This window comes from Pseudomonas sp. GL-R-19, from assembly GCF_019956375.1.
In the GTDB taxonomy this organism is placed as follows: Bacteria; Pseudomonadota; Gammaproteobacteria; order Pseudomonadales; family Pseudomonadaceae; genus Aquipseudomonas.
On sequence record NZ_JAHBDJ010000034.1, the window covers coordinates 1 to 12,521 of the forward strand.

The window sequence follows — 12,521 nt, forward strand, 5'->3', positions numbered from 1 at the left end:
TCGCGAAGGTGTGTCAGCTACCTTGGTGTCGGCTGACACACCATCGCGAGCAGGCTCGCTCCTACAGGGGTTTCGGGTTACAGCACCATCGCCGCCACCCAGCCAAACGCCAGCAGCGGCAGGTTGTAGTGCAGGAAGGTCGGGACCACGGTGTCCCAGATGTGATGGTGCTGACCGTCGATGTTCAGGCCGGAGGTCGGGCCGAGGGTCGAGTCCGAAGCCGGTGAACCGGCGTCGCCCAGGGCACCGGCGGTGCCGACGATGCACACGATGGCAATCGGGCTGAAGCCCAGTTGCACGCACAACGGCACGAAGATCGCCGCCAGAATCGGCACGGTGGAGAACGACGAGCCGATGCCCATGGTCACCAGCAACCCCACCAGCAGCATCAGCAAGGCGCCGATGCCCTTGCTGTGATCGATGTACGCCGCCGACGACTCGACCAGCGTCTGCGCCTCACCGGTGGCCTTCATCACTTCGGCAAAGCCTGAGGCTGCGATCATGATGAAGCCGATCATCGCCATCATTTTCATGCCTTCGGTGAACAGGTCATCGGTGTCGCGCCATTTGACGATGCCCGACACCGAGAAAATCAGGAAACCGGCCAATGCACCGATAATCATCGAATCCAGCAACAACTGAATGATGAATGCCACCGCGATGGCCACGCCGGCCACCATCAGGCTCAGCGGGTTGTATTGCACCGCCACTTGCTCGACCTGTTCGATCTTTTCCAGGTCGTAGACACGCTTCTTGCGGTAGCTGACAAACGCGATCAGCAGGCCTGCCACCATGCCCAGGGCTGGAATGCCCATGGCGTGGGTCACATTGATGCCGCTGATGTCCACACCGCTGCGGGCGACGTTGGCCAGCAGGATCTCATTGAGGAAGATGTTGCCGAAGCCCACCGGCAGGAACATGTAGGGTGTGATCAAACCGAAGGTCATGACACAGGCGATCAGGCGACGGTCCAGTTGCAGCCTGGTCAGCACATATAGAAGCGGCGGCACCAGCAACGGAATGAACGCAATATGGATCGGCAGGATGTTCTGCGAGGCAATGGCCACGACCCAGAGCAGGCCGATCAGCAGCCATTTGACCTGGCCACCGCCGTTGGCGTGCTGGCGATCGACCATCGCCAGGGCCTTGTCGGCCAGCGCATGGGCCATGCCGGACTTGGCAATGGCCACCGCGAAAGCCCCGAGCAAGGCGTAGGACAACGCCACCGTCGCCCCGCCACCGAGGCCACTGTTGAAAGCCTTGAGCGTCGCTTCGATCCCCAGGCCGCCGGTCAAACCACCGACCAGCGCACCGACGATCAGCGCGATCACCACATGCACGCGGGACAGGCTGAGCACCAGCATGATGCCGACCGCGGCAATTACTGCATTCATTGTCATACCTCTGGGCAAGCGAAAAGAGTCCGGCCGGCAGTCTGCGTGAGCTGCCAGCGGATAAAAGGAATGGGTCTTATTAGAGGGCGCGCACTTTGCCGGACCGCTGCCGCCTTGTCAAAGCCAACACAATTCCCGGTAGGAGCTGCCGCAGGCTGCGATCTTTTGCTTTTCATTCCCTTGATGGCGCTGAAGATCAAAAGATCGCAGCCTGCGGCAGCTCCTACGTGTGTGGGGGGGGGGCGATATTCATTGGCTCGGCATAAAGAAAGCCGGATCGCGGCCGCTACAGGGCAAAGTCTCAGATATTTATCGAATAAGGACGTCTCCATGCCACTCAGACAACTTTCCATTCAATGGAAAATCACCCTGCTGGCCGGGTTGTGCCTGGCGGGCATCGTGACCCTGCTGGTGGGTCTTTCGCTGTACCGCATGGAGCACAGCTCCGGGCTGGTGAAAGCCTCTAGCATGGAGATGCTGACCGAAGCGGCCCAGGCGCGGATCGAGTCCCAGGGCGAAAACCAGGCGCTGGGGATTCGCCAGCAGTTCATGGACGCCTATCAGTACGGCCACGGCTTCTCGCGGCAGGTGCTGTTCCTGCGCGACCAGGCCGAGAAGCGTTTTCTCGATGCCTTCGACCTGCGCGAAGACCTGACCCGCCAGGTCAAGTCGGCCCTGCAAGCCAACCCGGAACTGCTCGGCCTGTCCCTGGTGTTCGAACCCAACGGGCTGGACGGCAAGGACGAACTGTTCGCAGGGCAAGCGGAACTTGGCAGCAACGACAAGGGCCGTTTTGCCCTCTACTGGTCGCAGCCGACGCCGGGCAAAGTGACGTCGATGGCACTGCCGGAAAAGGACATGGCCGATACCAGCGCCGGCCCCAGCGGTGAAGCGGCCAACGCCTGGTTCACCTGCCCGCGCACCACGCTCAAGCCGTGCGTGATCGAACCCTACTTCTATGAGATCGACGGTCAGAACGTGCTGATGACCAGCATCGTTTTCCCGCTGATGGTCAACGGCAAGGTCATGGCCTCGCTGTCGGTCGACATCAACCTCAACAGCCTGCAAGCAGTCAGCCTGGGGGCGAGCAAGAAACTCTACGACGGCCAGACCAGCGTCAGCATCATCAGCCCGGCCGGCCTGCTCGCCGGCTACAGCCCGGACGCCAGCAAACTCAGCCAGCGCCTGGATGCCGTGGACAAGGCCAGCGGCGCCGAACTGCTACGCATGCTCGCCGCCAGCAGCAAAATCGCCAGCCTGCACAGCCAGCAGCAACTGAAAGTGCTCGCACCGTTCCAGCCGATTCCCGGCGGTAAATCCTGGGGCGTGTTGCTCGACGTGCCGGAGAAAGTCCTGGTCGGCCCCGCCGAAGCCCTGAAAAAGCAACTCGATGACAGCAATACCACCGGTACGCTGGTCGAGCTCGGTCTGGGGGTACTCGCCGCGCTGCTGGGCCTGGTGCTGGTGTGGCTGATGGCCCGCAGCGTCACCCGACCGATCCTCGGCGTGGCACACATGCTCGAAGACATCGCCAGCGGCGAAGGTGACCTGACCCGCCGACTGGCTTACGACAAGCAGGATGAGCTGGGCCAACTGGCCGGCTGGTTCAATCGTTTCCTCGACAAGCTGCAACCGATCATTGCCGAAGTGAAACGCTCGGTGCAGGACGCCCGCAGCACCGCTGACCAGTCGTCCGCCATCGCCGCCCAGACCAGCGCCGGCATGGAGCAGCAATACCGTCAGGTGGATCAGGTGGCGACCGCCTCCCACGAGATGAGCGCCACCGCCCAGGACGTCGCCCGCAGCGCCGCGCAAGCGGCCCATGCCGCGCGGGATGCCGATCAGGCGACCCGCCAGGGCCTGACCGTGATCGACCGCACCACCGCCAGCATCGACAACCTCGCCGCCGACATGAGCGCGGCCATGATCCAGGTCGAAGGCCTGGCCGCCAACAGCGAGAAGATCGGCACGGTACTGGAAGTGATCCGTGCGATAGCCGAGCAAACCAACCTGCTGGCCCTCAACGCCGCGATCGAAGCGGCCCGTGCCGGTGAGGCCGGACGCGGTTTTGCCGTGGTGGCCGATGAAGTGCGCAACCTGGCGCGGCGAACCCAGGAGTCCGTGGAAGAAACCCGTCTGGTGATCGAACAACTGCAAAACGGCACCCAGCAGGTGGTGGGTTCGATGAACAACAGCCATCGTCAGGCCCAGGGCAGTGTCGAGCAGGTTGGCCAGGCCGTGACGGCACTGCGCCAGATCGGCGACGCGGTGACCGTGATCAACGACATGAACATGCAGATCGCCAGTGCCGCCGAAGAGCAAAGCGCGGTGGCCGAGGAGATCAACAACAACGTGGCGACCATTCGCGACGTGACCGAGTCGCTGTCGGGCCAGGCCAATGAATCGGCGCGGGTCAGCCAGTCGCTCAACAGCCTGGCGAACCAGCAGCAGAGTTTGATGGATCAGTTCCGCGTCTGAACCCGGCAAGTCCCCTGTAGGAGCGAGCCTGCTCGCGATGGCGGTGACACATTCAACATCAATGTGTCTGACACTCCGTCATCGCGAGCAGGCTCGCTCCTACATTTGTTTCTGCGCGCAGCCCAACAAAATGATGGCGAGTGGATATCTGCCGCAAGCGGATTATGCTTCAAGGAACCTTGCAGCATTTTGTGGCGTCAACCTCTATGCAAGACCCGTAATCCGATGACATCAGCCCCAGGGCCTGGGTAGGGTAACTGTTGGTGGGAACTCCGGCCTTCAACAAGAGCAAGACGGAGAACACTCATGGCAACAATCGACACTACAGCCACGGGCAGCACGCCCAACCGCGGGCTCACCCGGGAGGAGCGCAAGGTCATCTTCGCCTCGTCCCTGGGCACCGTGTTCGAATGGTATGACTTCTACCTGTACGGCTCCCTCGCGGCGATCATCGCCAAGCACTTCTTTGCCGGCGTCAACGAAACGACTTCCTTCATCTTCGCCCTGCTCGCCTTCGCCGCCGGCTTCGCCGTCCGGCCCTTCGGCGCCATCGTGTTCGGCCGGTTGGGCGACATGATCGGGCGCAAACACACCTTCCTCATCACCATCGTGATCATGGGTATTTCCACGGCTGTGGTGGGTTTGCTGCCCGGCTACGCGACCATCGGCGTAGCCGCGCCGGTCATTCTGATCAGCCTGCGCCTGCTGCAAGGCCTGGCGCTGGGCGGTGAGTACGGCGGCGCAGCGACCTACGTGGCCGAACACGCACCCAAGGGCAAACGAGGCTACTTCACCTCGTGGATTCAGACGACCGCCACCCTCGGTCTGTTTCTTTCACTGCTGGTGATCCTCGCCTGCCGCACCGCTCTGGGCACCGAAGCCTTCGAAGCCTGGGGCTGGCGGATTCCATTCCTGCTGTCGATCCTGCTGTTGATCATCTCGGTGTACATCCGCCTGCAACTGAGCGAATCACCGGTGTTCATGAAAATGAAGGCTGAAGGCAAGTCCTCCAAGGCACCGTTGACCGAGTCCTTCGCCCGTTGGGACAACCTCAAGATCGTGATCATGGCCCTGCTCGGTGGTACCGCCGGTCAAGCAGTGGTCTGGTACACCGGGCAATTCTATGCGCTGTTTTTCCTGCTGCAGACGCTGAAGATCGACCCGCAGACCGCCAATTTTCTGATCGCCGGCTCGCTGCTGATCGGTACGCCGTTCTTCGTCATTTTCGGCAGCCTGTCCGACCGCATCGGACGCAAAGGCATCATCATGGCCGGCTGTATCCTGGCGGCCGTGACCTATTTCCCGATCTTCCATGCGTTGACCCAGTACGGTAGCCCGGACGTGTTCATTGCGCAGGAGAAGAATCCGGTCACGGTCATCGCCAATCCCGGCCAGTGTTCGTTCCAGTTCGACCCGGTGGGCAAGGCCAAATTCACCAGTTCCTGTGACCTGGCCAAGACCGTGCTGGCTAAAAAGGCCATCCCCTACAAGAACATGAACGCCGAGCCGGGCGCTGTTGCGCAGGTGCGCATTGGCGAGAAAGTGATCGAGAGCTTCGAGGGCACCGGCATGCCGGCCGCCGACTTCAAGGCCAGGAACGACGCCTTTACCGCCAACCTCGTCACTGCCCTCAAGGACGCCGGCTACCCCGAGAAGGCCGACCCGGCCAAGACCAACTACCCGATGGTGCTACTGCTCCTGACCATCCTGGTGATCTACGTGACCATGGTCTACGGGCCGATTGCCGCCTGGCTGGTGGAACTGTTCCCGGCGCGCATCCGCTACACCTCGATGTCGCTGCCCTATCACATCGGCAATGGCTGGTTCGGTGGCTTCCTGCCGACAGTGGCGTTCGCCATGGTGGCGGCCACTGGGGATATCTACTACGGGCTGTGGTATCCGATCATCATCGCGGTGATGACGGCTGTGCTGGGTATTTTCTTCATGCCGGAAACCAAGGATCGGGAGATTCATCACACATAGCCGGCGCGGTCCCTGTAGGAGCGAGCCTGCTCGCGATGGCGGAGTGTCAGCCAACATTTTCATCGACTGACACTCCGCCATCGCGAGCAGGCTCACTCCTACAGGTTTTGCGGTGTAGATTCAGATACGCCTGGGCAACTCGATCAGCACTTTCAACCCGCCCCACTCGCTTTCCTGCAGCACTAACGTCCCGCACCAGCTATTGACGATATCGCGCACAATCCCCAGCCCCAAACCATGCCCCTGGGTTTGCTCGTCCAGCCGTGTCCCCCGACTGAACACCTGATCACGACGCTCTTCGGGAATGCCCGGCCCATCATCTTCCACACTCAGTTCAAACCCCTCCGCCCGTTCGACCACACTCAGCCGCACCTCGGCATCCGCCCATTTGCAGGCGTTGTCCAGCAGGTTGCCCAGCAGTTCCAGCAGGTCTTCACGATCCCAGGGCAATTGCAGGCCGGTCGGTGCGCGGTAGCTCAGCGCCAGGTGTTCGCCATGGATCATGTTCAGGGTTGCCAGCAGTCCGGGGAGTTCAGCATCGCAATCAAACAGCGCGCCCGGCAGCGCATCGCCGGACAACCGCGCACGATTGAGTTCGCGATTGAGTCGTTGCTCGACCTGTTGCAGTTGTTCCTTGAGGGTCTTGCGCAGTTGCGGGTGCGCCTCAAGCTGTTCGCTCGAGGCCAGGCTCAACAGCACCGCCAGCGGCGTTTTCAACGCGTGGCCGAGATTGCCCAGGGCATTGCGCGAGCGCTTGAGGCTGTCTTCGGTGTGGGCCAGCAAGTGGTTGATCTGCGCCACCAGCGGCTCCAGTTCCACCGGCACCCGATCGTCGAGTTGCGAGCGCTGGCCCTGTTGCAACTGCGCGATTTGTTCGCGCGCCTGTTCCAGCGGGCGCAAGGCGCGGCGCACGGTGATCCGTTGCAGCAGCAGGATCAGCAGCAACCCGGTCAAACCGAGGCCCAACCCGAGCTGTTGCATAAGCCGGAAACTTTCGCGTATTGGCGTGTAATCCTCGGCGACGCTGATGGAGATCGGCACCCCCGAACGTCGATAGTCCGAACGCAGGACCAGCAACTGCTGCCCTTCCGGCCCCAGTTGCAGGTTGCCATGCAGGCCGGTGTGATCGAGCACCGGCAATTCCTGATCCCATAAAGAACGGGAACGCCAATGGCCGTCGGCGAGATCGATGCGGAAATAATGCCCGGAAAACGGCCGCTGATAGGCCGGTGACAGGCGTCGTTCATCCAGTTGCAAGCCCTGCGGCCCGCGCACCAGTGCCGCCAGCAGGTTCTCGCTGTCGTTGCGCAACCCGGCTTCGAGGTAGCGCTGCAAACTCATTTCGAACAACCACAGGCTGGTTTGCGCCAGTACCAGGCCAACGACCACCATCACGCTGATCAGGCCCAGGCTCAAGCGGCGCTGGATCGATCTCACCGGGCTTGCCCGCCGAACAGGTAACCCTGGCCGCGACGGGTTTCAATCACACTTTTGCCGAGCTTGCGGCGCAAATGGTTGACGTGGACTTCCAGCACATTGGAATCGCGCTCGGTTTCACCGTCGTAGAGGTGCTCGGCGAGGTGGCTTTTGGAGAGGATCCGCTCGGGGTGCAGCATGAAATAACGCAACAGGCGAAACTCCGCGGCGGTCAGCTGAATGTCCGCACCGTCGCGGACAACGCACTGCCGACCTTCGTCCAGGTGCAGCCCGGCGGCCTGGAGCGTTGGCTGGTTGACCTGGCCATGGGAGCGGCGCAGCAACGCCTGGATGCGCAAAAACAGCTCTTCGGGATGAAAGGGTTTGGTCAGGTAATCATCGGCGCCGGTCTTCAGGCCTTCGATGCGCTCGGCCCAGGAACCACGGGCGGTCAGGATCAGCACCGGCGTGGCCAGCCCTGTGGCGCGCCATTGCGCCAGCACCTCCAGCCCCGGCACGCCCGGCAAACCGAGGTCGAGGACGATCAGGTCATAAGGTTCGGTACTGCCCTGAAGCACCGCGTCGCGACCATCGGCCAGCCAGTCCACCGCATAACCCTGGCGGTCAAGGCCGGCCAGCAGTTCGTCGGCCAGGGGCACATGGTCTTCCACCAGCAGCAAACGCATGGATCAGTCTTCCTTGTCTTTGAGTAAACGGCCGGTGGTGGCGTCGATGCCCAGTTCGCGGACCACACCTTCAGGGGTCAGCAGTTCGACTTCATAAATGTAGACGTCGTGTTTTTCTTCGAGCTCGGCTTCCAGCAGTTTCGCGCCGGGGTAGCGATCCATTGCCTGCTGCAACAGTTGCTCCAGCGGCAGGATCACGCCCTGTTGACGCAGGCGCAGGGCTTCATCCTGATCCAGGTCGCGGGCCATCACTGCCGAGCAAAAAGCCAGAAGCACCAGCGCTATCCAGCTGCCGGTGCATCGCTTGAATAGAAACACCTTCATTACCAATCCTGATGATTCTTGAGAACCTGCCCGCTGACAGCGTCTGATTCCAGATCCCGGTCGGTGCCAGTGGTGTGAGCTTCTCGAAAGCCACTATGGTATCAGCGTCGCGCTACCTCAGCGTTGCGTCGGGGTCCAGGCGAGCCACCTTAACCCGCTGAACTTAATTGAATCTGAATTGCCATCATCACTGACACCGCAGCTCCTACACACATCGAGACCGGTATGACCGCCATCCACATCAAGTTCCCTTCCCTGACCCTCAAGGCCGGTCCGCGCGCCTGTGCGCACATTCGCGCCAACGGCCTTAACGCCGCCGAGGTCGGCACCTTGCCCGGTGCGGCCGGCGGTCCGAAGGCGCTGGGGATTCAGGGACTGGACCTGGCGCTGTTCGGCGAGTGGCTGCCGGCGGCACCGCGGGAACGCTCGCTGATTGGTGCATCAGTGGGTTCCTGGCGCTTCGCCAGCGCCTGTCTGCCGGACGCCGCCGAGGGCATCCGGCGTCTCGGGCAGCTGTACACCGAGCAGAATTTCGCCAAGGGCGTGACCATGGCGCAGATCAGCCAGAGCTCCCGGCGCATGCTCAATGAGCTGCTCGACGGTCGCGACGCCTCGATCCTCGGCAACAGTGATTACCGCCTGAACATCATGGTGGTCAAAAGCCACGGCCTGCTGGCCGACGATCATCGCGGCCGCCTCGGGCTGGGTCTGTCCTCGGTCATCGCCGACAACCTGCGCGGCCGGGCGCGGCTGGCCCGGCACTTCGAACGCCTGATCATCCACGACCCGCGCCTGGCGCCGCCGGTCAATGCCTTGAATGACTTCCCGTCGCGCTTCGTCGCCCTCAACGCCGGCAATTTGCGCCAGGCCTTGCTCGCCTCGGGCTCGATTCCGATGGTGATGGAAGGGGTGCGCGACCTGCCGGGCGCCGGCACCGGGACCTTCCGCGACGGCGGCCTGCTGGATTACCACCTGGACCTGCCCTACAGCGGCAACGACATTGTGCTCTACCCGCACTTCACCGACCGGGTGATTCCCGGCTGGTTCGACAAGACCCTGCCATGGCGCCGCGCCTGCCCGGCACGCTTGCAAAACGTGCTGCTGCTGGCGCCGTCGAAGGACTACCTGGCGCGCCTGCCCTACGGCAAACTGCCGGACCGCAACGACTTCAAGCGCTTCATGGGCGACGCCCCGAGCCGGCAGAAATACTGGCGCACGACCATGGATGAAAGCCGCCGCATGGGGGACGAATTCCTCGAACTGGCCGCCAACGGTCGCCTCGGCGAGCGCTTGCTGACCCTTTAGTCAGGACAAACTGGTAAACTCGCCACCTGCCCGAATCGCTGCGGCGAACGCCACCTGAACAGAGCTGAAAAACTGTGGAAATCTTCAAAGAATTTACCTTCGAATCCGCCCACCGCCTGCCCCACGTACCGGACGGCCACAAATGCGGCCGCCTGCACGGTCACTCGTTCAAAGTGGCGATCCACCTGAGCGGCGACCTCGACCCGCACACCGGCTGGATCCGCGACTTCTCGGAAATCAAGGAGATCTTCAAGCCGCTGTACGAGCGCCTGGACCACAACTACCTGAACGACATTCCTGGCCTGGAAAACCCGACCAGTGAAGTCTTGGCCAAGTTTATCTGGCAGGAATTGAAGCCTCTGCTGCCAGAGCTGAGCGCGATCCGTATCCACGAGACCTGCACCAGCGGTTGCATCTATCGCGGCGAATAAAGCCCCCCCCTGTAGGAGCGAGCCTGCTCGCGATGGACGCCAGAGCACCGCGGACTGCCAGATACCACGCGTTATCGTTGACGTTCTTCGCGAGCAGGCTCGCTCCTACAAGGGACCTGCGTTTTGTCAGGGAAATAAAGAACAGCCTTCATCGGCTGTTTTTTTATGCCTATGCTTTTGCCTCTTCCCCCGCCAAGAGGACAAACCCATGACTGACTGGCCGCTGGATCAGGTCTTTGCCTTCAACGGACATCAGGTGCGCTACGCCGTGCGCGGCGACGGCCCGCCGCTGGTGTTGGTGCATGGCACGCCCTTTTCTTCTTGCGTGTGGCACCGGATCGCACCGTATTTCACGGCCACTCACCGCGTCTACTACTTCGATCTGCTGGGCTATGGGCAGTCGGCACAACCCGACGCTGATGTCTCGCTCGGCGTGCAAAACCAGTTGCTGGCACAGTTGCTGGAACATTGGGGCCTGGATCGCCCCGACGTGGTGGCCCACGACTTCGGTGGCGCCACCGCCCTGCGCACGCATCTGCTCAACGGCAAGGATTACCGCAGCCTGACGCTGATCGACCCGGTGGCGCTGACGCCCTGGGGTTCGCCGTTCGTGCAGCATGTGCGTCAGCATGAAGCGGCCTTCAGCGGACTGCCCGATTACATCCAGCGCGCCATCGTGCCGACCTATATTCGCGGGGCCATCCAGCGCGAAATCCCCGATGCCGAACTCGCCCCCTATGTGCAGCCATGGCTGGGAGAGCCGGGGCAAGCGGCGTTCTATCGGCAGATCGCGCAGATGGACGAGCGTTATACCCGTGAAGCTGAGGGGCTGTACCCGACGATACGCTGCCCGGTGCAGATTCTCTGGGGTGAAGACGATCAGTGGATTTCCATCGAACGCGGGCGCGCGCTGCACCGGATGATTCCAGGGTCGCAGTTTTATCCGATACCCAACGCCGGTCATCTGGTTCAGGAAGACGCGCCCGAAGCCATAGTCGCGGCGCTGCTGCGGTTTTTGCCTCGGCAGTAATATTCCTGAACAAACCCCATCCCCACATTTGGACTGCGCTGATCAATGTCACTGGCAAGAGTTGCCGACACCGAGCTAACGTAGAGGTATTGCCTACACGATTCGCCAAAAGGACTCGCCCGATGCACATCATCAACGCCCGTCTGCGCAACCAGGAAGGCCTGCATGAGTTGTACCTGAAAAACGGCCTGATCAGCAGCATCACCCGCCAGATCGAAGCCCCGACCCTGGGCCCCGACGATCTGGATGCTGGCGGCAATCTGGTGGTGCCGCCCTTCGTCGAGCCGCACATCCACCTCGACGCGACCCTGACCGCCGGTGATCCGCGCTGGAACATGAGCGGCACGCTGTTCGAAGGCATCGAGTGCTGGGGCGAGCGCAAGGCGACCATCACCCTGGAGGACACCAAGGTCCGGGCCAGGAAAACCATTCAGGCCCTCGCCGCCCATGGCATCCAGCATGTGCGCACCCACGTAGACGTCACCGACCCGCAACTGACCGCGCTCAAGGCGATGCTCGAGGTGCGCGAGGAAAGCCGGCATCTGGTCGATATGCAAATCGTCGCGTTCCCCCAGGAAGGCATCGAGTCCTACCGCAATGGTCGTGAGCTGATGGAGGAAGCCATCCGCATGGGGGCGGACGTGGTGGGCGGCATTCCGCATTTCGAATACACCCGCGACCAGGGCGTCAGCTCGGTGAAGTTCCTGATGGACCTGGCCGAACGCAGCGGCTGCCTGGTGGACGTGCATTGCGACGAAACCGACGACCCGCATTCGCGCTTTCTCGAAGTGCTCGCCGAAGAGGCCCGCTGCCGCGACATGGGTTCACGGGTGACGGCCAGTCACACCACGGCCATGGGCTCCTACGACAACGCCTACTGCGCCAAGCTGTTTCGCCTGCTCGGGCATTCGGGGATCAGCTTTGTCTCCTGCCCCACTGAGAGCATCCACCTGCAAGGGCGCTTCGACAGTTTCCCGAAACGCCGGGGCGTGACCCGGGTCAACGAGTTGCTGGAAGCGGGCATGAACGTATGCTTCGGCCAGGACTCGATCGTCGATCCGTGGTATCCGCTGGGCAATGGCAATATTCTGCGGGTGCTGGAAGCCGGGCTGCACATCTGCCACATGCTCGGTTATCGCAACCTGCAAAGTGCGCTGGACCTGGTGACGGACAATAGCGCCAAAGCCATGAACCTCGGCGATCGCTATGGCCTGGAACGTGGGCGGCCGGCGAATCTGCTGATTCTGTCGGCAGAGAGTGATTACGAGGTGATCCGCAGCCAGGGGTTGCCGCTGTACTCGATACGCAATGGCAAGGTGTTGATGAAGCGGACGATGCCGGTGGTGGAGTTTGCTGGTCTGAGCTGAAATTTGCGTTGACCGGACTGGCCCCATCGCGAGCAGGCTCGCTCCTACAGGTTTTGTGAACGACATAAAACCTGTAGGAGCGAGCCTGCTCGCGATGGCTATTTCGA

The 12,521-nt window shown here is 62.0% G+C and carries 9 protein-coding genes and 2 pseudogenes; 7 read left to right on the forward strand and 4 right to left on the reverse strand.

Going from position 1 to position 12,521, the window contains the following annotated elements:
- Nucleotides 1–77: 77 nt before the first annotated feature.
- Nucleotides 78–1,394 carry a Na+/H+ antiporter family protein gene (locus KGA83_RS18595; protein WP_223530477.1) on the reverse strand — a complete coding sequence of 439 codons (1,317 nt, stop codon included), beginning with the start codon at nucleotides 1,392–1,394 and terminating at the stop codon, nucleotides 78–80.
- A gap of 549 nt (nucleotides 1,395–1,943) precedes the next feature.
- Between KGA83_RS18595 and KGA83_RS30110 the strand changes: the two are divergent.
- The 3 genes and pseudogenes from KGA83_RS30110 to KGA83_RS18605 form a co-directional block, all read left to right on the forward strand.
- Nucleotides 1,944–3,014 (forward strand): annotated as a pseudogene (locus tag KGA83_RS30110) (HAMP domain-containing protein); the annotation flags it as partial.
- Between the two features lie 264 nt (nucleotides 3,015–3,278).
- Nucleotides 3,279–3,872: pseudogene (locus tag KGA83_RS30115) on the forward strand (methyl-accepting chemotaxis protein); the annotation flags it as partial.
- 306 nt (nucleotides 3,873–4,178) lie between these two features.
- Entirely contained in the window at nucleotides 4,179–5,855 is a 1,677-nt protein-coding gene (locus tag KGA83_RS18605) for an MFS transporter (RefSeq protein ID WP_115947548.1), read from the forward strand.
- A 120-nt stretch (nucleotides 5,856–5,975) separates the two neighbouring features.
- On the opposite strand, the gene KGA83_RS18610 is transcribed toward KGA83_RS18605, so the two are convergent.
- Genes KGA83_RS18610 through KGA83_RS18620 form a run of 3 tightly spaced genes read right to left on the reverse strand, consistent with a single transcriptional unit; the run spans nucleotide 5,976 to nucleotide 8,281 of the window.
- Nucleotides 5,976–7,292: a sensor histidine kinase gene (locus KGA83_RS18610; protein ID WP_223530479.1), complete on the reverse strand. Its 1,317-nt coding sequence runs from the start codon at nucleotides 7,290–7,292 to the stop codon at nucleotides 5,976–5,978.
- The gene (locus tag KGA83_RS18615; RefSeq protein ID WP_108219190.1) at nucleotides 7,289–7,957 is read right to left on the reverse strand and encodes a response regulator transcription factor; all 669 of its coding nucleotides are present in this window, start codon (nucleotides 7,955–7,957) and stop codon (nucleotides 7,289–7,291) included. Before KGA83_RS18615 ends, KGA83_RS18610 begins: the two co-directional genes overlap by 4 nt.
- Nucleotides 7,958–7,960: 3 nt before the next feature.
- Complete coding sequence (locus KGA83_RS18620; RefSeq protein WP_108219189.1) at nucleotides 7,961–8,281, reverse strand: PepSY domain-containing protein; 321 nt, start codon at nucleotides 8,279–8,281, stop codon at nucleotides 7,961–7,963.
- 225 nt (nucleotides 8,282–8,506) lie between these two features.
- Between KGA83_RS18620 and KGA83_RS18625 the strand changes: the two genes are divergently transcribed.
- From KGA83_RS18625 to codA, 4 genes are all read left to right on the forward strand, one after another.
- Nucleotides 8,507–9,586 carry a hypothetical protein gene (locus KGA83_RS18625; protein ID WP_108219188.1) on the forward strand — a complete coding sequence of 360 codons (1,080 nt, stop codon included), beginning with the start codon at nucleotides 8,507–8,509 and terminating at the stop codon, nucleotides 9,584–9,586.
- 74 nt (nucleotides 9,587–9,660) lie between these two features.
- Nucleotides 9,661–10,017, forward strand: coding sequence for a 6-carboxytetrahydropterin synthase QueD (queD, locus tag KGA83_RS18630; RefSeq protein ID WP_008021670.1), 357 nt, complete (start codon nucleotides 9,661–9,663; stop codon nucleotides 10,015–10,017).
- Nucleotides 10,018–10,225: 208 nt separating this feature from the next.
- Nucleotides 10,226–11,047, forward strand: a complete 822-nt coding sequence (locus KGA83_RS18635) for an alpha/beta fold hydrolase (protein ID WP_108219185.1) — start codon at nucleotides 10,226–10,228, stop codon at nucleotides 11,045–11,047.
- A gap of 122 nt (nucleotides 11,048–11,169) precedes the next feature.
- The gene (gene codA, locus KGA83_RS18640; RefSeq protein ID WP_108219184.1) at nucleotides 11,170–12,414 is read left to right on the forward strand and encodes a cytosine deaminase; all 1,245 of its coding nucleotides are present in this window, start codon (nucleotides 11,170–11,172) and stop codon (nucleotides 12,412–12,414) included.
- Nucleotides 12,415–12,521: the final 107 nt, after the last annotated feature.

Coding starts and splice junctions, on each gene's coding strand:
- KGA83_RS18595 (WP_223530477.1), bottom strand. CDS start 1,394: ATGAATGCAGTAATTGCCGCGGTCGGCATCATGCTGGTGCTCAGCCTG.
- KGA83_RS18605 (WP_115947548.1), top strand. CDS start 4,179: ATGGCAACAATCGACACTACAGCCACGGGCAGCACGCCCAACCGCGGG.
- KGA83_RS18615 (WP_108219190.1), bottom strand. CDS start 7,957: ATGCGTTTGCTGCTGGTGGAAGACCATGTGCCCCTGGCCGACGAACTG.
- KGA83_RS18620 (WP_108219189.1), bottom strand. CDS start 8,281: ATGAAGGTGTTTCTATTCAAGCGATGCACCGGCAGCTGGATAGCGCTG.
- KGA83_RS18625 (WP_108219188.1), top strand. CDS start 8,507: ATGACCGCCATCCACATCAAGTTCCCTTCCCTGACCCTCAAGGCCGGT.
- KGA83_RS18635 (WP_108219185.1), top strand. CDS start 10,226: ATGACTGACTGGCCGCTGGATCAGGTCTTTGCCTTCAACGGACATCAG.
- codA (WP_108219184.1), top strand. CDS start 11,170: ATGCACATCATCAACGCCCGTCTGCGCAACCAGGAAGGCCTGCATGAG.